Source organism: Nonomuraea sp. NPDC003754, from assembly GCF_053605785.1.
The window spans coordinates 119,906-138,766 of sequence record NZ_JBSGJX010000011.1 but is presented as its reverse complement, the minus strand read 5'-3'; the positions used below and the strand labels follow the sequence as shown (position 1 = coordinate 138,766).

At 71.6% G+C, this 18,861-nt stretch carries 20 protein-coding genes; 10 read left to right on the top strand and 10 right to left on the bottom strand.

Translation table 11 applies throughout. The features are described 5' to 3' along the window. Positions 1-7: 7 nt before the first annotated feature. The 3 genes from ACWEVS_RS16505 to ACWEVS_RS16495 form a co-directional block, all read right to left on the bottom strand. Positions 8-1,030: an LLM class flavin-dependent oxidoreductase gene (locus ACWEVS_RS16505; RefSeq protein ID WP_452412832.1), complete on the bottom strand. Its 1,023-nt coding sequence runs from the start codon at positions 1,028-1,030 to the stop codon at positions 8-10. Between the two features lie 181 nt (positions 1,031-1,211). Further along, the gene (locus tag ACWEVS_RS16500) at positions 1,212-2,663 is read right to left on the bottom strand and encodes an alpha-lytic protease prodomain-containing protein (RefSeq protein WP_449916430.1); all 1,452 of its coding nucleotides are present in this window, start codon (positions 2,661-2,663) and stop codon (positions 1,212-1,214) included. 86 nt (positions 2,664-2,749) lie between these two features. Continuing rightward, complete coding sequence (locus ACWEVS_RS16495; protein WP_452552140.1) at positions 2,750-3,679, bottom strand: LysR family transcriptional regulator; 930 nt, start codon at positions 3,677-3,679, stop codon at positions 2,750-2,752. 98 nt (positions 3,680-3,777) lie between these two features. Between ACWEVS_RS16495 and ACWEVS_RS16490 the strand changes: the two genes are divergently transcribed. The 7 genes from ACWEVS_RS16490 to ACWEVS_RS16460 all read left to right on the top strand — a co-directional run bounded on the left by ACWEVS_RS16490 (position 3,778) and on the right by ACWEVS_RS16460 (position 8,692). Further along, positions 3,778-3,993, top strand: a complete 216-nt coding sequence (locus ACWEVS_RS16490; RefSeq protein WP_354913091.1) for a DUF6158 family protein — start codon at positions 3,778-3,780, stop codon at positions 3,991-3,993. Beyond that, on the top strand, positions 3,990-4,226 hold the full coding sequence (locus ACWEVS_RS16485) for a hypothetical protein (protein ID WP_452552138.1): 237 nt from the start codon (positions 3,990-3,992) through the stop codon (positions 4,224-4,226). Before ACWEVS_RS16490 ends, ACWEVS_RS16485 begins: the two co-directional genes overlap by 4 nt. Positions 4,227-4,317: 91 nt before the next feature. Next, on the top strand, positions 4,318-4,692 hold the full coding sequence (locus ACWEVS_RS16480; protein WP_452552136.1) for a DUF4190 domain-containing protein: 375 nt from the start codon (positions 4,318-4,320) through the stop codon (positions 4,690-4,692). Between the two features lie 110 nt (positions 4,693-4,802). Then, complete coding sequence (locus ACWEVS_RS16475) at positions 4,803-5,921, top strand: sugar ABC transporter substrate-binding protein (protein WP_452552134.1); 1,119 nt, start codon at positions 4,803-4,805, stop codon at positions 5,919-5,921. 1 nt (position 5,922) lies between these two features. After that, positions 5,923-6,687 carry an ATP-binding cassette domain-containing protein gene (locus tag ACWEVS_RS16470; RefSeq protein WP_354913084.1) on the top strand — a complete coding sequence of 255 codons (765 nt, stop codon included), beginning with the start codon at positions 5,923-5,925 and terminating at the stop codon, positions 6,685-6,687. After that, a complete protein-coding gene (locus ACWEVS_RS16465) occupies positions 6,680-7,906 on the top strand; it encodes a sugar ABC transporter permease (protein WP_449916419.1) in 1,227 nt (408 codons plus the stop codon). The genes ACWEVS_RS16470 and ACWEVS_RS16465 overlap by 8 nt, the downstream gene beginning before the upstream one ends. Before the next feature lie 9 nt (positions 7,907-7,915). Then, on the top strand, positions 7,916-8,692 hold the full coding sequence (locus ACWEVS_RS16460; protein ID WP_452552133.1) for a putative hydro-lyase: 777 nt from the start codon (positions 7,916-7,918) through the stop codon (positions 8,690-8,692). A 4-nt stretch (positions 8,693-8,696) separates the two neighbouring features. Here ACWEVS_RS16460 and ACWEVS_RS16455 read toward each other — a convergent pair whose 3' ends face one another. Further along, complete coding sequence (locus ACWEVS_RS16455) at positions 8,697-8,894, bottom strand: hypothetical protein (RefSeq protein WP_452552132.1); 198 nt, start codon at positions 8,892-8,894, stop codon at positions 8,697-8,699. Next, the gene (locus tag ACWEVS_RS16450) at positions 8,891-9,487 is read right to left on the bottom strand and encodes an AAA family ATPase (RefSeq protein WP_452552130.1); all 597 of its coding nucleotides are present in this window, start codon (positions 9,485-9,487) and stop codon (positions 8,891-8,893) included. The genes ACWEVS_RS16455 and ACWEVS_RS16450 overlap by 4 nt, the downstream gene beginning before the upstream one ends. Positions 9,488-9,572: 85 nt before the next feature. Between ACWEVS_RS16450 and secY the strand changes: the two genes are divergently transcribed. Beyond that, positions 9,573-10,844, top strand: a complete 1,272-nt coding sequence (secY, locus tag ACWEVS_RS16445; protein ID WP_452552128.1) for a preprotein translocase subunit SecY — start codon at positions 9,573-9,575, stop codon at positions 10,842-10,844. Positions 10,845-11,140: 296 nt separating this feature from the next. Here secY and ACWEVS_RS16440 read toward each other — a convergent pair whose 3' ends face one another. From ACWEVS_RS16440 to ACWEVS_RS16430, 3 genes are all read right to left on the bottom strand, one after another. After that, complete coding sequence (locus ACWEVS_RS16440; RefSeq protein WP_452412836.1) at positions 11,141-11,794, bottom strand: response regulator; 654 nt, start codon at positions 11,792-11,794, stop codon at positions 11,141-11,143. 79 nt (positions 11,795-11,873) lie between these two features. Continuing rightward, positions 11,874-13,400 carry a histidine kinase gene (locus ACWEVS_RS16435; protein ID WP_452552126.1) on the bottom strand — a complete coding sequence of 509 codons (1,527 nt, stop codon included), beginning with the start codon at positions 13,398-13,400 and terminating at the stop codon, positions 11,874-11,876. Positions 13,401-13,570: 170 nt separating this feature from the next. Next, positions 13,571-14,218: a DUF899 domain-containing protein gene (locus tag ACWEVS_RS16430; RefSeq protein WP_449916407.1), complete on the bottom strand. Its 648-nt coding sequence runs from the start codon at positions 14,216-14,218 to the stop codon at positions 13,571-13,573. 83 nt (positions 14,219-14,301) lie between these two features. On the opposite strand from ACWEVS_RS16430, the gene ACWEVS_RS16425 reads away from it, so the two are divergent. After that, positions 14,302-14,931 carry a winged helix-turn-helix transcriptional regulator gene (locus tag ACWEVS_RS16425; protein ID WP_452552125.1) on the top strand — a complete coding sequence of 210 codons (630 nt, stop codon included), beginning with the start codon at positions 14,302-14,304 and terminating at the stop codon, positions 14,929-14,931. 397 nt (positions 14,932-15,328) lie between these two features. On the opposite strand, the gene ACWEVS_RS16420 is transcribed toward ACWEVS_RS16425, so the two are convergent. Continuing rightward, positions 15,329-16,576 carry an MFS transporter gene (locus tag ACWEVS_RS16420; protein WP_452552123.1) on the bottom strand — a complete coding sequence of 416 codons (1,248 nt, stop codon included), beginning with the start codon at positions 16,574-16,576 and terminating at the stop codon, positions 15,329-15,331. A gap of 62 nt (positions 16,577-16,638) precedes the next feature. Between ACWEVS_RS16420 and ACWEVS_RS16415 the strand changes: the two genes are divergently transcribed. After that, entirely contained in the window at positions 16,639-17,625 is a 987-nt protein-coding gene (locus ACWEVS_RS16415) for a helix-turn-helix domain-containing protein (protein ID WP_452552121.1), read from the top strand. Positions 17,626-17,637: 12 nt separating this feature from the next. Here ACWEVS_RS16415 and ACWEVS_RS16410 read toward each other — a convergent pair whose 3' ends face one another. Then, complete coding sequence (locus ACWEVS_RS16410; protein WP_354913067.1) at positions 17,638-18,816, bottom strand: ROK family protein; 1,179 nt, start codon at positions 18,814-18,816, stop codon at positions 17,638-17,640. Between the last annotated feature and the right edge of the window lie 45 nt (positions 18,817-18,861).

The window sequence follows — 18,861 nt, the reverse complement described above, 5'->3', positions numbered from 1 at the left end:
GCCGCGGCTAGCCCTGGTCGAGCTCGAAGGCACGGGCGACGAGCTCGTAGGAGCGCAGGCGGTTGGCGCCGCCGTACACGCCGGTGGTGATCATCAGCTCGTCCGCCTCGGTGCGGTCGCGCAGCGCGGTCAGGCCGGCGCGGACCTCGTCGCCCGTCCCCATGACGACGTTGCGGAGATAGCCGTCGACGAAGCTCCGCTCGACGTCGGTGTAGGGATGGGCCGCGGCCTCCTCGGGGGAGGGGACGGGGCTCGGCCGGCCGCGGCGCAGCCGCAGCATGGCCAGCGCGATCGTACCCGCCAGGCGCAGAGCCTGCTCGGAGGTGTCGGCGGCGACGGCGCTGACCCCGATCATGGCGTACGGCTTGTCGAGCCACTGCGACGGCTGGAACCTCGTGCGGTACAGCTCGAGCGCGGGCTCGGTGTTCTCGGCGCTGAAGTGGTGGGCGAAGGCGAAGGGCAGGCCGAGCATCCCGGCGAGCTGGGCGCTGAAGCCGCTGGAGCCGAGGAGCCAGATGGGCGGCCGGTCGGCGTTGAGCGGGTAGGACTGCAGGCCGGCGGGCGCGTCGCCGTCCAGGAAGGCGGTCAGCGTGGCGACCTCCTCGGGGAAGGCGTCGGCGTCGCCCCTGCGCATCGCTGCGGCCGTGGCGGGATCGGTGCCGGGCGCCCGGCCCAGGCCGAGGTCGATCCGGCCGGGATGGAGCGCGTGCAGGGTGGCGAACTGCTCGGCGACGATCAGCGGCGGATGGTTGGGCAGCATGACGCCGCCCGAGCCGAGCCTGATGGTCTCGCTGTGGGCGGCCAGGTGGGCGATCAGGACCGCGGGGGCGGAGCTGGCGACGCTCGGCATGCCGTGGTGCTCGGCCACCCAGTAGCGGTGGTAGCCCCAGCGCTCGGCCCGCCGTACGAGCTCGGTGCTGGTCCGGAGGGCGTCGGCGGCGGTGCCGCCCGCGCTCACGGTCGCCAGGTCGAGGATGGACAGCGGCACGTCGGCCCGGCCGCGGGCGGGGCCCCTGATCTGATCGGTCATCTTCCGGGCAACCCGCGGGCCCCGTGCGTCTATTCCACCGCCCCTGCCGCGGGAACGGCCGAGCCCGCCCTCAGCGCAGGGAACGGCCGAGCCCGCCCCCTGCGCTGGGGCGGGCTCTGTCCAGGGAAGCGGAGCGGCGGCGGCCACCCGGGGGCCGGTGGCCGCCGCACGGAGGGGGCGGCTACGGCCTGTTCAGCCCGAGGGTGTAGGAGCCGGAGCCGGAGTAGGCGTGGACCCGGTACCTGTAGTAGCCGGCGGTGCCGTTGTAGCTGATCGACTCGTCGGGGTTGGCGCTGTCGCTCTTGGCCACCTGCGCCCACGAGGAGCCGTTCCACTTCTCCAGATAGAGGTCGAAGTCGACGCCGCTCGGACCGTCGAGGCAGCCGGCGTGCGTGCCGGACACGGTCGACTGGTAGGAGGAGTTGTTCGGCTGGTACTGGTTCTGGCCGCTGGTCAGCGAGCCGTTGAAGACCTCGCGGTAGTTCTGGCAGCCGGTGGGCGGGTTGCCGCCGCCGGTGACGAGGGTGAGCCCGTAGGCCGAGAGGATCTCGTTGACCGGCTGGAAGTAGGTGGTGCCGCCGGAGGAGCAGTTGCCCGACCCGCCGGAGGTCACGCCCTGCGCCTGGTTGCCGGAGATGTACGAGCCGCCGGAGTCGCCTGGCTCGGCGCAGACGCTGGTCCTGGTGACCTCGCGCACGGTGCCCTGCGAGTAGGTGACGCTGGTGTTGAGCTGCTGGACGGTGCCGCAGTGCCAGCCGGTGGTGGAGCCGGCGCGGCAGACGGAGGAGCCGACGGGGGCCACGGTCGAGCCGTTGACCGGGATGATGCCGGCGCTGTAGCCGTTCACGACGCCGACGGGGGTCCAGCCGGTGTTGACCTCGACCCACGCGTAGTCGTTGCCGGGGAAGGAGGAGCCGCGGAAGGTGCCCTGGGCCTGCTGGTTGGCGCCACGGGTGGTGGCGCCGACGGTCCCGCAGTGGCCCGCGGTCACGAAACCGCCGTTGGTGCCGGCCTTGGTGACGGAGAAGCCGACCGAGCAGCGGGAGCCGCTGCCGATGTAGTAGGCGTCGCCGCCGCGGATGTCGGCGTACGGCACGGGCTGCTCGCCGGACTGCTCGACCCGGACGAGCGCCTTGTCGGCGCCGCTGGCCGCGATGAAGGCCTCGGCCTCGGCGGGCGCGGAGGACAGGATCACGACGCTGTTGGACCGCACGTCGACGTACCAGACGGGAGCGGTCTTGGGAGCGCCGGCCGCGGCCTTGTCGAGGGCTTCCTTGGCCGCGTCGAGCTGGGCGAGCGAGTGGGTGACGACCTTGAGCCGCGCGCCGGACAGGCGGCGCTGGGCGGCGTCGGTGGTGGCCACGACCAGCGCGCTCTCGGGGCCCTCGACCCAGGCGCCGGCGAACTGGCCGCCGAGGCGCTTGGCGAGCCCCGCGGCGGTCTGCGCGGCCCGTTGCTCGTTGGCCAGGCGCGTGAGCGCCTGCTCCCTGGTGAGGTTCAGGTCGCGCTGCATGGCCTCGACCATGCCCTTGGGCGGGTTGACTTCGGCGGGGACGGAGGCGATGGCCGGGGTCGTGGTCAGCGCTAAAGCGCCGATCGCGATGGCGACCAGCGCACGGGTGCGGCGAAGCATGCGGTCTCCTTCGCTTGCTGGGGGTGCCGTCACCGTAACGGCGTGCGACCAGCGCGAGGAGATATCAGTTGCCCCCTATCGCGGTGTTATGGGGAGGTGCCGAAGCCGGGGTTGCGGAGGACCCATTCGTGGTAGACGGGGCTGCGCCGTACGGCGTCGGCGTGGGCGGCCTTGGCGTGCGCGGCCATCCATGACGCGCCGGGCGCGCCCGGGTGGTGGCCGAGCATCTGGCGCCAGCGCAGGGGCGCGCCGGCGATGGGCACCATGACGAGGCCGGGGGCGAAGGGATGGGTGGCCTGGCACAGGACCACCGCCCGGCCGACCTGGGCGAGATGGACGCAGGTGGCCACGTCGGTCTCGTACATCGTGCTGGGCGTGAAGCCTGCGCGCGTGCACGCGGCGGCGAAGCAGTCGCCGAAGCAGCCGTCGCCCGGGGTGACCGCCCACTGCTCGCCGGCCAGGTCGGACAGGGTCAGCTCCTTCTCGCCGGCCAGCCGGTGATCCTGGGCGACCATGACGAAGACGGGGTCGACGCCGATGGTCTGCCAGGCGATGTCGCCGTCGGGCACCCCGTCGCCGCACGATCCGGCCAGCACGTAGTCGAGCCTGCCCTGGGCCACCATGGCGGCGAGCTCGCGCGACGACCAGGAGGTGTAGGTGGAGACGGGCCCCGCGGCGGCCAGCCGGTCGACCAGCCCGCCCAGCACGGGCCCGTTGGTCGCTCCGATGCGGTAGCCGACCGCGGTGGCGTTGGCGAAGCGCACGGCTTCGTCCTGCAGTTCCTGCGCCGCGGGCAGCAGCACGCGGGCTCGGGAGAGCACCAGTTCCCCGAGGGGGGTGGGCCTGGCGCCGTAGCGGTCGCGCTGGAAGAGCGTGCCGCCTAACGCGCGTTCGATGCGCTTGAGCTGGGCGGTCAGCGCCGGCTGGGCCACCCCGAGCCGGGTCGCTGCCTTGCTGACGCTGCCCGACTCCGCGACCGCTCGAACGATCTTGAGGTGCCGGAGCTCGAGGTCCATACCGGGAAAGTAAAACCACCACCACCTCCTCGCAATCCCCGGTTGTCAGGAAATTTGACGTATGTTGTGGTAGCGCGTCGCCGGGTAGCTCACTGTCCATGGGAATCGATCCAAGGGACCTGTCGGAAGAGGACCTGCTCCGCGAGCTGCGGCAGCTCTACCAGACACGGATGCAGACGCTGTTGCACGGGCCGGACGACGCGCTCGCCCGCCACACCTCGCGGACCAACGAGCTGGAGAGCGAGTACCTGCGCCGCCATCCCGTGCGGGACATCGATCCGGGCCGGTTGCGGGAGGGAGCACGGCAGCGATGACGGAACCACACGACGTGCAGGCGCTGTCCGACACCGACCTGGCCGTCTACGAGGCCGTCGCCGCCATCGCGGTCGGTGGCGACGAGGCTCGGGTGGCCGAGGTGTCGAGAATGGCCGGACTGAGCGAGGACGAGACGCGGCGCAGCATGGCCACGCTCGTCGCGATGGGGCAGGTGGTGCCCAGGGGCGAGGGCTTCGGCCTGGGTCGCCACGACTTCGGCCTCGAATACTGAACGATCACCCGCGGGGCTTCCCGCGGGTCTTGATCGCCTGTGGGATGTGCGGGATCGTGGCGGGAGACATCGCTCCGGCCATGGAGACGACATGCATCCTCCTCCAGCGGGCTACGGGGAAGGCGAGTGGCACCACGTTCCCCCGCCACCCCCGCACCCCCCGGCCCCCACATCGGGCACCGCCGTCGCCAGTCTCGTCTTCGGCGTTCTCGGGCTGGTCGGCAGCTGGTGCCTGTTCGGCGTCCCGTCGATCATCGCCATCGTCCTGGGCCACGTGGCCACCTCGAAGACCAAGCGCGGCCTGCGCCCGGGGCACGGCCTGGCCGTCGCGGGCCTCATCCTGGGCTACATCGTCGTCGTGCCCGCGCTGATCGTCACGCTGATCATCATCGCGAGCTCCGACGCCTCCTCGCTCGCCGGCTGGGTCAACGCCGTCCTCTCCTGGCTGGATTCCATGCTGAATTAGCCCACGTCCCGAAAAATCAGAACATCGGCTGGCAAAGCTGTGACAAGACCGTGGCCATGACCGCCCCGTGAGGGTAGAGCCCCTCCCGAGGGAACCGATCGGGGGACGCGGTGAGAGCACAGGTCATCGGCGGGCTTCTGGCCGTTGCCGGACTTGCCGTCGCATGCGGGACGGCGGGGCAGTCCGGGGAGACGGGGGGCGCCAGAGGCGGCACCGCCAGCGCGAGCGCCATCGGCACCGTCGAGCAGGGCTTCAAGATCGGCCTGCTGCTGCCGGAGTCCAAGACGGCCAGGTACGAGAAGTTCGACCGGCCGTACATCACCAACGACATCAAGGCCTTGTGCCCCAAGTGCGAGGTCGTCTACAACAACGCCAACCAGGACCCCAACCTGCAGCAGCAACAGGTCGACTCCATGCTGACCAACGGGGTGAAGGTGCTGATCCTGGACGCGGTGGACGCCAAGGCCATCGCCTCCTCCGTCTCCAAGGCCAAGAGCCAGGGCGCCATGGTGGTCGCCTACGACCGGCTGGCCGGCGGCCCCATCGACGCCTACACCTCCTTCGACAACCTGCAGGTCGGCAAGGCGCAGGGGCAGGCCCTGCTGGATGCGATCAAGGCGGGCGGCGACCCCAAGCGCGGGCCGATCGTCATGGTCAACGGCTCGCCCACCGACCCGAACGCGGGCGACTTCAAGAAGGGCGCCCACTCGGTGCTCGACGGCCAGGTCACCATCGGCAAGGAGTACGACACGCCCGACTGGAGCCCCGACCAGGCCAACACCGAGGCGGCGGGCGCGTTCACCGCGCTCGGCCCGAGCAACGTGATCGGCGTCTACGCGGCCAACGACGGCATGGCGGGCGGCATCGCGAGGGCCATGCAGAACGCGGGCGTCAAGCAGGGCACCCCGCTGACCGGCCAGGACGCCGAGCTGGCGGCCATCCAGCGGATCCTGCTCGGCACCCAGACGATGACGATCTACAAGCCGATCAGGCCGGAGGCGAAGAACGCCGCCCAGATGGCGATCGACGTCGGAACCGGCAAGCCCGTGCAGAGCACCGCCAAGGTGGACAACGGGGCGAACAAGTCGATCCCCGCGCAGATCATCGCGCCCGTGGTCGTCATCAAGAGCAACATCAAGGACACCGTGATCAAGGACGGCTTCTGGACGGTCGCCGAGGTCTGCACGAGTGCCGTGAAGGTGGCCTGCGAAACGGCAGGAGTCACCTGAGATGGCCCCCGTCCTCGCCCTCGAGGGCATCTCCAAGCGGTTCGGCGCGGTCCAGGCGCTGACGGACGTCGATCTCGAAGTCAACGCCGGCGAGGTCGTCGCGCTGGTCGGCGACAACGGCGCCGGCAAGTCCACCATGATCAAGGTGATCGCGGGGGTGGGCCCGCCCGACGCCGGACGGATCACGTGGGAGGGACGGCAGGTCACCATCCACAGCCCCTCCGACGCGCAGGGGCTCGGCATCGCCACCGTCTACCAGGACCTGGCGCTGTGCGACAACCTCGACGTGGTCGGCAACCTGTTCCTCGGCAACGAGCTGACGACGGGCGGCGTCCTCGACGAGGTCGCGATGGAGAAGCGCTCCCGCAACCTGCTCCACACGCTGTCGATCAAGATCCCGAGCGTGCGGATCCCCGTGGCCTCGCTGTCCGGCGGACAGCGCCAGACGGTGGCCATCTCGCGCTCCCTGCTGGGCGAACCCAAGATCGTGCTGCTGGACGAGCCGACCGCCGCCCTCGGCGTCGAGCAGACCGCCCAGGTCCTCGACCTGGTCGAACGGCTGCGCGCCCAGGACCACGGCGTCATCTTCATCAGCCACAACATGGTCGACGTCATGGCCGTGGCCGACCGCGTCGCCGTACTCAGGCTCGGCCGCAACAACGGGGTCTTCGACGCCAAGGCCACCTCCCGGGAAGAGATCATCTCGGCGATCACCGGGGCCACCGACAACGCCGTGACCCGCCGGCAGAGGAGGCTCGGTGAGTGAATCCTCGATAGACCCGCGGCTGGTGGTCCGCGAGCAGGGCCTCACCGGCTATCTGGGCGAGTTCCAGCGGCGGGTGAAGGGCGGCGAGCTCGGCGCGCTGCCCGTCATCATCGGCCTGATCGTCATCTGGGCCGTGTTCCAGAGCCTGAACAGCCAGTTCCTGTCCTCCCAGAACCTGTCCAACCTCAGCGTCGACATCGTCCCGACCGGCCTGATCTCGGTGGGCATCGTGTTCGTGCTGCTGCTCGGCGAGATCGACCTGTCGGCGGGCGCGGTCAGCGGCGCCTGCGCGGCCGTCCTGGCGGTGCTCAACGTCAACCTCGGCATGAACCCGGTGCTGGCCATGGTGTGCGCCGTCGTCGTCGGCGCCGTGCTCGGCCTGATCCACGGCTTCTTCTTCGCCAAGATCGGGGTGCCCTCCTTCGTGGTCACGCTGGCGGGCTTCCTGGCCTGGACCGGTTTCCAGCTGTGGGTGCTCGGGCCCAACGGCACCATCAACCTGCCGAACGACGGCTTCATCGCCGGGCTGACCAGCACCTACTTCGCCTACGTGGTCGCCGCCTACGGCCTGGCCGCGGTGGCCGTGGCGGGCTTCCTGGTCGTCTCGCTGGTCGGCAACAACAGGCGCCGCGCGGCCGGGGTCCCGTCCAGGACGACGGGCGACATCGTCTTCCGCACGGTCGTGCTCGCGGTGGTGGCCTTCGGCGCGGCCTACATCCTCAACCTGTACAAGGGGCTCCCGCTCGCGCTGCTGATCTTCCTGCTGGTGGTCGTCGGCACGGACTTCGTGCTGCGCCGTACGAGGTACGGACGCATGATCTTCGCGGTCGGCGGCAACATCGAGGCGGCCAGGCGGGCGGGCATCAGCGTGGCGCTCATCCGGATCTCGGTCTTCGTCATCTCGGGCTCGTTCGCGGCCCTCGGCGGCATCTTCGCCGCCTCCCGCATCTCGAGCGCCAGCCAGGCGACAGGGCAGAGCAACGTGCTGCTGATGGCGATCGCCGCGGCGGTCATCGGCGGCACCTCGCTGTTCGGCGGCCGGGGCACCACCTACTCGGCGCTGCTGGGCATGCTGGTCATCCAGTCGATCGCCTCGGGAATGGCGCTGCAGGGTGTCAGCAACGCCATCCAGTTCATGGTCACCGGAGCGGTACTGCTGGCCGCCGTGGTCATCGACTCGGTCTCCCGCCGGAGCCAGAAGGCGGCAGGGCGCGCGTAACGTGGGGTCATGAAAGCCGCCCTTCCCTTACAGCGCTTGACCCCCGGCGAGGCACGGGCCCGGTTCCGGGCGGGGGAGCGCACGCCCACGGCCGGCTGGTGCGAAGGCTGGACACAGGCCAACCTCATCGCCGTCCCCGACACCCTCGCCGGCGACCTGCGCCTGTTCGCCGAGCGCAACCCGCAGGCCTGCCCCGTACTCGACGTCGGCGAGCCTGGCGCGACCAGCACCCGGATCTTCCCCGGCGACCTGCGCACCGATCTGCCCGGCTACCGGATCTACCGCGACGGCAGGCCGGTCGCCGACGTCGACGACGCCGTCGAGCACTGGCGCCCCGACCTCGTCGCCTTCCTCATCGGCTGCAGCTTCACCTTCGAAGCGGCCCTCATGCGGGCGGGCGTGCCCGTGCGGCATGTCGAGCTGGGCGTCAACGTCCCGATGTACCGCACGGCGGTGCCCTGCCGACCGGCGGGCGCGCTGCGCGGTCCGCTCGTGGTCTCCATGCGTCCCGTCCCCGAACACCTGGTGGCCACCGCGGTCGAGGTCAGCGGGCGCTACCCGCGGGTCCACGGCGCGCCGGTGCACGCCGGCGACCCCGCGGAGCTCGGCATCGCCGACCTGTCCCGGCCCGACCACGGCGACCCCGTCCCCGTACGGCCCGGCGAGGTGCCGCTCTTCTGGGCCTGCGGCGTCACCCCGCAGGAGGCCGTCATGGCCAGCGGCGTCGACTACGCCATCGGCCACCTGCCCGGCCATATGGCGATCACCGACCTTCGGGAGACCTAGCCGGCTACGTGGCCGGGCGGGTGGAGACGCGGACCGGCTCGCCGCCGTCGACCAGCCGGTCGAGCGGGAGCGTCAGCGGTGCCGACCCCCCGGCCGAGGAGGACGCCTTCACCCGGTCGGTCCGCCTGTTGCCGGCGGTGTTCGCGGCGGCCTTCACCGTGTTGGTCCATCTGTTGCCGGCGGTGTTCGCGGCGGCCTTCACCCTGGTGGTCCCCCGGCTGCCGGCGGTGTTCGCGGCGGCACACCCGCCGCGCTGAGCTGCTCGCCCACGGTCGGCGCGCCCCGCCGGTTGTCGATCTCCAGATGCGGTACGGCCGGCGGCTCGTCCACCATGATCGCCTTCAGGTAGGCGTCGAACGCCGCCAGCTTGCCCTCGTCCCTGGCCAACCCCCTGGCGACGAGCCGCTCGCGCAGGGTGGCCCCGTCCGAGCGGACCCACACCAGCCTGACCGGGGGCCCGCCTAGCCGCTCGACCCAGTCGGCCCACAGCGCCGCCGAGTGCACCTGCGAGGTGAACGGGCCGTCGAGCAGCACGGGGCAGCCGTGCGCGCGGATCTGCCGGGCCAGCCGCGTCAGGCCCGCGTACTCGTGCCGCTTGACGTGCTCGTCGTACCACGGACCCTCACGCTCACCCCGCGGCCTGCCGTGCACCGACAGCAGTTCGGCGACGAAGTCGCCGTAGACGGCGTCCTTGTCCAGCAGCGCGGGGACCGGGTCGAGCCGCGCCAGCAGGGCGGCGGCGACGGTCGACTTGCCCGCGCCGGGCGGGCCGCTGATCACCCAGACAGGAACCACAAGGTCAGAGCGTACGCGGATCTGCGTAGGCCGATGCCGCCCGCCTGCGGACGCCCTCCCGCGCGATCATGGACAGACTCGGCGCATGCTCACCATCGTCCTGCGCGCCTTCTCGATCCCCGACCTGCGCAAGAAGCTGCTGTTCACGCTGGGCGTCATCGTGCTGTTCAGGCTGGGGCAGGTGCTGCCCGCGCCCGGCGTCGACATGGTGGCGGTGCAGCAGTGCCTGAGCGGCGCGCGCGGTGGATTCGTCGACCTGGTGCAGCTGTTCAGCGGCGGCGCGATGCTGAAGCTGTCGGTCTTCGCCCTCGGCGTCATGCCGTACATCACGGCCAGCATCATCATGCAGCTGATGGCGGTGCTCATCCCGCGCCTGGACCAGCTCCGCAAGGAGGGGCAGAACGGGCAGGTGAAGATCACGCAGTACACCAGGTACCTCACGGTGGCGCTGGCCGTCCTCAACGCCACGACCGTCGTCGCGCTGGCCCGCTCTGGAATGCTGCTGCCCGGCTGCACCCGCCCCGTGCTGCGCGAGACCGGCCCGCTCGCGCTCGCCGTACTGGTGGCCGTGCTCGTCGCGGGCACCTGCGTGGTGATGTGGCTCGGCGAGCGGATCACCGACAAGGGGATCGGCAGCGGCATGTCCATCCTGATGTTCACCCAGGTCGTCGCCGTCTTCCCGGCCTACATGTCGACGATGTTCGTGCTGAGCCCCTTCACCGCGGTGGTGATCCTCGTCTCGGGCCTGTTCCTCGTCGCGGCGGTCGTCTTCATGGAGCAGGCGCAGCGGCGCGTGCCCGTCCAGTACGCCAAGCGCATGGTCGGGCGCCGGATGTACGGCGGCAGCAACACCTACATCCCGCTCAAGGTCAACCAGGCGGGCATCGCCCCGGTGATCTTCGCCTCGTCCCTCCTGTACATCCCCACCCTGGTCGGCGGCTCGGTGCCGTGGATCAGCCAGTACACGGCCGGCGACCACCCGCTCTACATGCTGGTCTACTTCCTGCTGATCGTGGGCTTCTCCTACTTCTACGTCTCCATCACCTTCAACCCGGCCGAGGTGGCCGACAACATGAAGCGCTACGGCGGCTTCGTGCCCGGGATCAGGCCCGGCCGGCCCACCGCCGAGTACCTGGACCACGTGCTGTCGCGACTGACCGCGCCCGGCGCCGTCTACCTGGGCGTGCTCGCGCTGCTGCCCCTGGTGGCCTTCGCGATCCTGCGCGACCCCTCGACGCAGCAGAACTATCCGTTCGGCGGGACGAGCGTGCTCATCATGGTGGGTGTCGGGCTGGACACCGTGAAGCGGATCGAGGCCCAGCTCCAGCAACGCAACTACGAGGGCCTCCTCAGGTGACCGCCGGTCCTGCGGCCGGGGCGGCGTGCCCGGCTGCCCCCCTACGCCCCGGGAGAACCAGGCCGCCGACGCCGGCGAGACTCACCCGGAGGAGCCCCGCTCGTGCGGCTCACGGCTGAGCGCGCTGGCGTCGCTCCGGCGGGGAGGCGGGCTCGCTTGGGCCGGTCAGGGGGGAAGGGTCAGGCCCGCTTGCGTCGCTCTGGCGGGGAGGGGCGGGCTTGCTTGGTCGGTCAGGGGGGAAGGGTCAGGCCCGCTTCCGTCGCTCTGGCGGGGAGGGGCGGGCTTGCTTGGGCCGGTCAGGCGGGGAGGCTCAGGCCCGCCCGCATGGCGAACACCACGAGCTGGGCCCGGTCGCGCGCGCCCAGCTTCACCATGGCCCTGCTCACGTGAGTCCGCACGGTGTCAGGGCTGATCACCAGCTCCCTGGCGATCTCGTCGTTCGACCTGCCGGTGGCCACCCACGCGGCCATCTCCCGCTCCCGAGGCGTCAACGTGTCGAGTCCGGCGACGGGCTCGGCCCCGCCCGTCCTGCCGAACAGGCCGATGACCTTGCGGGTGATGGCGGGCGACAGCAGCGCCTCGCCCGCCGCCACCACCCGGATCGCGCTGACCAGCTCGTCGGGAGCGCTGTCCTTGAGCAGGAACCCGCTCGCGCCCGCCTGCAGCGCGGCGAAGACGTACTCGTCGACCGCGAACGTCGTCACCACCACGATCCTGGTGTCCCGCACGTCCGGCTCGGCGGCGACGGCCCGCAGCACCTGCACGCCGTCCATGCCGGGCATCCTGATGTCGAGCAGCAGCACGTCAGGACGCTTCTCCCTGACCAGCGCCAGCGCCTGCCCGCCGTCGGCCGCCTCGCCGACCAGCTCCAGGTCGGACTCCCTGGCGATGAGCGCCCTGAGCCCCATCCGCACGACCGCCTGATCGTCGGCGATCCCCACCCTGATCATCGCGCCCCGCCCCCGCCGAAACCGTCCTCGACCGGGATTACGACATCCCGCCTCTCGCCGGGTTCGCCTTCGGCCGGGATCACGCGGCGCCTCGCGGGAAGCGGGCGACCACGCTGAAGCCGCCGCCGTCCCTGGGGCCCGCGCTGAACTCGCCTCCCGCGGCCAGCACCCGCTCCCGCATGCCGGACAGCCCCCTGCCCTCGCTCGCCACGGAGGCCCCGCGCCCCCGGTCGGCCACCTCGAGCACGAACCCGCCGCGCCCGTCGTCGACCGCCTTCACCAGCGCGCTGGTCGGCCCCGCGTGCCTGATCACGTTCGTCAGGGACTCGCGGGCCACGCGGTAGACGGTGCCGCGCAGGTGCGAGGGCACGTCGGGCTCGGCAGGCTCGAGATCGACGGGCAGGCCCGCGGCCCGGACCTCGGCGACCAGACCCGTCAGCTGGTCGTCGCCCTCCCGCGCATCGATCAGGTCGAGCGCGCCACGCAGGCCTGCCAGCGCCGCCAGGCTCGTCTCGCGGATCGCCCGCAGCGACTCCCTGGCCTGCTCGGGATTCTCCTCCAGGACCAGCAGCGCGAGCCCGGCCTGCATCGCGATGGTCGAGAAGCCGTGGCCCGCCGCGTCGTGCACCTCACCGGCGATCCTGGCCCGCTCCCGCGCCACCATCTCCGCCGCCAGGGCGCTCGCGGCAGCCCGGCCGTCGGTCGTCTGTGTGGTCAGGGTGTTGGTGTTGGCGCGCGAGCCGGTCGTCTTCGTGGCCGGGGCGCTCGCGGCGGTCCGGCTGTCGGTCGTCTGTGTGGTCAGGGTGTTGGTGTTGGCGCGCGAGCCGGTGGCCAGGGCGCTCGCGGCGGTCCGGCCGTCGGTCGTCTCCGTGGGAAGGAAGTTCGCGGCTGCCTGGGTGCCGGCCGTCCCTGTCGCCAGGGCGCTGGCGGGGGTGCGGGTCGAATCGGCGGACAGGGGGCTCACGGCGGGCCGGGTGTCGGCGGGTGCGGCCGGGGCCGGGAGCGAGGACTGCCACAGGGCGGCGGCGGGCGATCCGCTCGTGCCCCGTGCCGACCAGGCGTGCCGCCCGGCGGGGCGCGCGGAGCCGTCGAGACCGACGGCCCCGTCGGACAGGTCGCCGTAGCAGGCGGGGCGCGCCGAGAGGTCGAGACCCGCAGCCGCCTGGGACCCGTCGCCGTAGCACGCGGCGTGCGATGCGATGCCGGGCGCACCGGCGGTGTGGTGGCGGGCCTGATAAGCCGCCGCGTCGTGACCGTGGGGCAGGTGGGAGGCGCCGTGACGTGCCGCCCCGTCGTGAGCGCGGGGAACATCCGAGGTGCCGTGGCTCGACGCCAGGTCGTGTGTGTGGGGCGCAGGCGAGGTGCCGTGGCGTGCCGCCCCGTCGTGTGTCTGGGGCGCATGGGAGGTGCTGTGACGTGGCGCACCGTCGCGAGCGGCGGAAACGCCTGACGTGCCGGGGTGGTCGGTCGAAGGCGCGGGCAGCGGGCTGTCGTGGTCGTAGGCGGCGGCCACCGCCGCGCGGGCCTGGGCCAGACCGCTCAGCGAGAGCGGCACCGCCAGCCACCCCGCCCATACCAGCATGACGACGGCGGGCATGTCGCCCATGCGGGCAGCACGGGAGGCCGCCGCGGACATGGACTCCCACAGGCGGCGGACAGGGCGTCGGTCCCGTGTCACCATTCCGCCCAGATCCTAACCAGTTTCGGTGTCCCCGCGATCGACCCTCCCGCGCCCTGAGCCCGGCGGCGCGGCGTGGTCCCGCCCGCGACGGGCGATCAGGCGTATTCGTCGTTGAGCCGCCACCACTCGTAGGGCGCGGTCTGCGGCCAGCCCTCGGGGGAGTCCTCCCAGCTCTCCTGTCTGCCGTACGGGGTCAGGTCGAGCAGGTTGAAGTCCATCCGCAGCCGGTCGGCGCCACGCGAGGTGGTGAAGTAGGTGCGGAAGACGCGCTCGCCGTCGCGCAGGAACACGCTGATGCCGAAGCCGTCACCCGTGCCGCAGTCGAGGTTGAACTGCGGGCCGGAATACAGCGGCTGTCGCCAGTCGAGGCGCTGCCGTACCTTCTCCAGGTCCGCGTACGGCGAGCGCGAAACGACCGCCATGGCGGTGTCCCTGGCCCGCAGGTGCGCCAGGTTGGGGATGTTGTCGGTGAAGGACGCGCATCCCCGGCAGGGCAGGCCGTCCTTGTGCAGCGGCATGAAGTGGTAGACCACGAGCTGGCGGCGGCCCTCGAACAGGTCGAGCAGGCCGACCTTCCCCTCGGGGCCTTCGAAGACGTAGTCGGTGCCGAACTCCACCATCGGCAGGCGACGGCGCTTGGCGGCCAGCGCGTCGAGCAGCCGGGTGGCCGCCTTCTCCTCGACAAGCAACGCGTCGCGAGCCGCCTGCCACTCCTCGGCGGAGACGATCTTCGGAAGGTTCATGGTGGTTCTCCCCTCGTTTCGTCCTACTCCTAATTTAGGAGTAGACACTTAGATTAAACAAGAGGAAGCGGTATGCTGATCACGTGCGTAGCTATCAGGACCCGTGCGGGGTGGCCCGCGCGCTCGATCTCGTCGGCGAGCGATGGGCGCTCCTGGTGATCCGCGAGCTCATGCTCGGCCCCAAGCGCTTCACCGACCTTCACCGCGACCTGCCGGGCAGCAGCCAGAACGTGCTGTCCCAGCGGCTGCGGGAGCTGGAGACGGCCGGAGTCGTACGGCGGCGCAAGCTGCCGCTGCCCGCGGCCGTCTGGGTGTACGAGCTGACCGAGTGGGGGCTCGGCCTCGAACCGGTCCTGCTGCACCTGGGGCGCTGGGGCAGCCAGGCGCCCATCACGACCACCAACCAGCTCGGGGTCACGTCCCTGCTGATGGCGTTGAAGACGATGTACCTGCCCGGCACCGAGGCGGTCATCGAGCTGCGGACAGGGGAGGAGACCTTCCATGTGCAGGCGTCGCCCTCCGCTGTCTCGGTCGGGCGGGGTGGCGCGGCAGGCCGTCCTGACGCGGTACTGAAGGGGGAGGCGGGGGCGCTGGCCTCGGTGCTCCTCCAGCGCGGGGACCTCAGGGAGGCGGTCGCCACGGGGGCGCTGGAGATCGAGGGCGACGAGGCGGCCGTGACCCGCCTGATCGCCCACCTCGCCGTCTCCGCCTGAGCAGCGCCTCCACCTGCGCACCGTCTCCGGCGGGACGCTGTCTCCGCCTGTGCGCTGTCTCCGGCGGGGCACTGTCTCCGCCTGAGCAGCGCCGGCGCCTGCGCGTCCTATCCGGCTGAGCCGCGGCTCCGCAGAGCGCGGCCGAGGTGCCGGTTTCGTGTTCGTGCGTGGCTGCGGGGGTGGAGCACCAGCCCGCCGCGGGCACGCAGGCCGCAGGTGTAGGTGATCACGTCGTCGCCGAAAACCTTCGGGCGGCCGCCGAAGCGACCATGCTGGCGTGCCGAGGCCTGGCCCTCCAGGGATTTCTCCCGATCTACTCCTGGTTCGGGCGTTGTGGTTGCTGGGGTCTCGGGATCGCGGTCGTGCCGGGCTCTGGGCGAGATGCTGGGCAGGGGCCTCATCGGCGACTGGGGCTGTAGCCATCGGTGCGGGCATGGTCGTCTTGGGCGTGTGGTAGTCGGCGCACGGCGGCGGAGGCCAGCGGGAGGACGGCAGCGACGGCGTAGACGATGCCGGCGGCCGCAGCCACCTGGAAGCCGCCGAACCTGTCGGCGAGCAGTCCTACGCCCAGCTGACCGACAGGGATCGCGATGTAGGACAGCAGGTCGTCGTAGGACGAGACGCGCGAGAGCACCTGCGAGGGGACGTGCTCCTGCAGCGAGGTTTCCCAGCCGACGGCGGCGACTGCGGATCCCAGTCCGGCGACGAAGGCGGCGGCGATCAGCCAGGAGGCGGGCAGGTGAGCACCGAGTGCGAGGAGGGGGAGCGCGCCGAGCGCGCTCATCAACTGGCCCAGCCGCAGCAGGTGCCTGACCACCAGCCGGTACATCAGCGCGCTCACCATCAGCATGCCGACGCCACGGGCGCTGAGCACGACCCCCCAGGTCTCCTCGCCGCTGAGCTGCTTGGTCAGTACGGGTCCCAGGATCTGCCAGGTGCCGACCTGCACCAGGTTGATCACGCAGCAGCACAGGGACACCGTCCACACCCAGCGAACGCGCCGAAACTCGGTCCAGCCGTCGCGGATGTCGGCCAGCATCCTGGAGGAGGGCCGCGGCGAGGTCGGAGCTGCGGCGAGGGACAATCGGGCGAGGAAGCCCGCCGCGAGGAGGTACGTCAGCGCGTCGAAGGCGATGGCGGGACCGCCACCGGCAGCCGCGACCGCGATCCCGGACAAGCTCGGTCCGAGGATCTTCGTGGTGTTCCTCGCGGATGCCAGCAGGGCGTTCGCCTGCCGTATCCGATCCCCGGGGACAAGCTGGGGCACGATGCCGCGCAGCGCCGGCGTGGTGAACGCAGCGAGGACGCCGCTGAGGAACCCCAGGGCGGCCACCGGCGGCAGCGCGTACCTGTCGGTGAGCAGGAGGGCGGCGACGCCGCCCTGGGTGAGGGCCGAGCCCAGGTGGGCGGCCACCAGGACCGTTCGGCGCGGGATGCGGTCAGCGACGGCCCCGCCTATCAGGAGGAAGGCCAGCAGCGGCACCATGTGGGCGGCCAGGACGACACCGAGGTCGCTGGTGCTGCCCGATGCATCCAGGACCCCGAACGCCAGCGCGACCGGCGCCATGGAACTGCCCAGCAGGGACACCACGTGTGCGGAGAGGAACCAGCGGAATTCGGTCAGTCGCATGAGGGTCGAGCGCATGGGCCGGGAGTCTGCGGGAGCACCGAAGCGGACACTATCGTTTCGGCAGGAGGCGAAAGATGATGCTGTTGCGGCTGAGCACCCTGGCCCTGTCGCGGTCCAGGTTCGCACTGTCCCCGCTCGCCGAGACGCTGGGGTCGATGATGGTGCTTGGCAAGCCCTGCACCGATCCGTGGCTGGCCTCCTGGCATGCCCGCCACCACGGCGCGTTTCGCGCCGCTCTCGAGGCGGACCCCTTCGCCGAGGGCCTGGTCAGGCTGCTGGGTTCGACCAAGTGGCTGCCGAGTCACGTCGTGATCCCGCCGGCGGGCGGCATGCACACCACCCTGCAGGACGAGCTCGCGCAGGTCATCCAGGCGCCCGACGAGGAGGTGCGCGCCGAGTTGGAGAAGTCGGTGGCGCACAGCTGGAAGCAGCACGATATGGACTGGCTGACCGGACGAGCCTGGGCGGCCCGCACCGCCGACCTGATCAAGTACACGTGGGAGGCCCATGTGGCCCCCGACTGGCCGCGCCGACGAGCACTACTGGAACGCGACGTCACCTACAGGGCGGGGTTGCTGGCGGCCTACGGCTGGCCGCGTGCTCTGCAGCGCATGAGCCGCCGCAGCGCCTGGGTCGGCGACGACGCCATCCGCTTCAGCGACCAGGACTCCCCGGACCGCGTCGTCGGCGATGAGGGCATGCTGTTCGTCCCGGTCGGCGTGATGAGCAGCGGCACGTGGCTGTGCGAGGCGCCGCCGACGTCGTACGCACTGGTCTACCCTGCCCGCGGATCGGCCGACGGCGCGGCGCGAACTCGGCCCGCCCGGTCGCTGGAGCGGCTCATAGGTACCGGCCGCGCGGCCATCCTGCGCGAACTCGAACATCCCGCGACCAGCAGCGAACTCGCCGCACATTTCGGCCTGTCGCTCGGCACCGTTGGCGGCCACCTGACCATCCTGCGCGATGCGGACCTCGTCGTCGGCACGCGGGTCGGTCGGCGCGTGGTCTACCGGCGCACCGAGACCGGTCACCTGCTCGCCGGCCGAGTGGGCGTCGGGGAGTGAGTCCGCCCGGGGTCAGCGCAGGACGGAGCGGTCCACCGTGCCGGGGTCCAGGACGTGCTCGATCACCATGACCGCCGCGCCGACGACTCCCGCCCGGTCGCCGAGCTCGCTGGTGCGGATGCTCAGGTGCTGGGTCGCCAGCGGGAGCGACCTGCTGTAGATGACCTCCCGCACCCCCGCCAGGACGTGCTCGCCCGCCTCCGCGATGTCCCCGCCGATCACGATCACCGCGGGGTTGAAGAAGTTCACGATGGAGGCCAGTACGTCGCCGACCTCCCTGCCGGCCTGCCTGATCAGCTGGACGGCCTGGGTGTTGCCCTGGCGTACCAGGGTGACGACGTCTCGGCTGTTGGCCGCGGGCACGCCGGCGGCGGCCAGCTTGGCCGCCACGGCGGCGCCGCCCGCGACCGCCTCGAGGCAGCCGGTGTTGCCGCACCGGCAGATCACGTCGGCCGCCGAGGAGACGCGCACGTGGCCGATGTCGCCCGCGGCGCCCTGGGCGCCCCTGTGCAGGCGGCGGTCGGAGATGATGCCGCACCCTATGCCGGTGCCGATCTTGACGAACACCAGTTGGTCGGCCTCCGGCCTGGCCGCCCAGTGCTCGCCGAGCGCCATGATGTTCACGTCGTTGTCGACGAGGACGGCGGCGCCGAGCCGTTCGCCGAGCCACTCGGGGACGGGGAAGCCGTCCCAGCCGGGCATGATGGGCGGGCTGATCGGGCGGCCCGAGGCGTGTTCGACGGGCCCGGGCAGGCCGACGCCGACGCCGCAGATCTGCTCGACGGTGTGGCCGGTCTCGGCGAGCAGGTCGAGGAAGGTGTCGACGAGCCATTGGAGTGTCGGCTCGGGGCCGCGGTCGATCGGCAGGTCGGCGGTGCGCTCGGCGAGCACGGTGGTGGCCAGGTCGGTCACCGCGACCCTGGCGTGGGTGGCGCCGAGGTCGGCCGACAGCACGACGCGGGCCGCGCTGTTGAACGCGAACGCCACGGCGGGCCTGCCGCCCGAGGAGATGGCCTCTTCGGTGGGCACGATCCACTGGTGGTTCAGCAGAGCGTCGAGCCGCTGCGAGACCGTGGACCTGGCCAGCCCGGTGAGCTGGACGAGCTCGGCTCTGGTGCGGGCCTGGCCGTCCCTGAGGATCGCCAGCAGTGCGCCTGCTCCGGCGACCGCGCCGCCTGGTTCGTTCAGCATGTCCGACGACAACCCCCGCTCCTCCCGCCACCCCGATGCAATATG

Coding starts and splice junctions, on each gene's coding strand:
- ACWEVS_RS16480 (WP_452552136.1), top strand. CDS start 4,318: ATGCATCCTCCTCCAGCGGGCTACGGGGAAGGCGAGTGGCACCACGTT.
- ACWEVS_RS16430 (WP_449916407.1), bottom strand. CDS start 14,218: ATGAACCTTCCGAAGATCGTCTCCGCCGAGGAGTGGCAGGCGGCTCGC.
- ACWEVS_RS16490 (WP_354913091.1), top strand. CDS start 3,778: ATGGGAATCGATCCAAGGGACCTGTCGGAAGAGGACCTGCTCCGCGAG.
- ACWEVS_RS16410 (WP_354913067.1), bottom strand. CDS start 18,816: ATGCTGAACGAACCAGGCGGCGCGGTCGCCGGAGCAGGCGCACTGCTG.
- ACWEVS_RS16440 (WP_452412836.1), bottom strand. CDS start 11,794: ATGATCAGGGTGGGGATCGCCGACGATCAGGCGGTCGTGCGGATGGGG.
- ACWEVS_RS16415 (WP_452552121.1), top strand. CDS start 16,639: ATGCTGTTGCGGCTGAGCACCCTGGCCCTGTCGCGGTCCAGGTTCGCA.
- secY (WP_452552128.1), top strand. CDS start 9,573: ATGCTCACCATCGTCCTGCGCGCCTTCTCGATCCCCGACCTGCGCAAG.
- ACWEVS_RS16495 (WP_452552140.1), bottom strand. CDS start 3,679: ATGGACCTCGAGCTCCGGCACCTCAAGATCGTTCGAGCGGTCGCGGAG.
- ACWEVS_RS16500 (WP_449916430.1), bottom strand. CDS start 2,663: ATGCTTCGCCGCACCCGTGCGCTGGTCGCCATCGCGATCGGCGCTTTA.
- ACWEVS_RS16420 (WP_452552123.1), bottom strand. CDS start 16,576: ATGCGCTCGACCCTCATGCGACTGACCGAATTCCGCTGGTTCCTCTCC.
- ACWEVS_RS16505 (WP_452412832.1), bottom strand. CDS start 1,030: ATGACCGATCAGATCAGGGGCCCCGCCCGCGGCCGGGCCGACGTGCCG.
- ACWEVS_RS16460 (WP_452552133.1), top strand. CDS start 7,916: ATGAAAGCCGCCCTTCCCTTACAGCGCTTGACCCCCGGCGAGGCACGG.
- ACWEVS_RS16435 (WP_452552126.1), bottom strand. CDS start 13,400: ATGGGCGACATGCCCGCCGTCGTCATGCTGGTATGGGCGGGGTGGCTG.
- ACWEVS_RS16485 (WP_452552138.1), top strand. CDS start 3,990: ATGACGGAACCACACGACGTGCAGGCGCTGTCCGACACCGACCTGGCC.
- ACWEVS_RS16470 (WP_354913084.1), top strand. CDS start 5,923: ATGGCCCCCGTCCTCGCCCTCGAGGGCATCTCCAAGCGGTTCGGCGCG.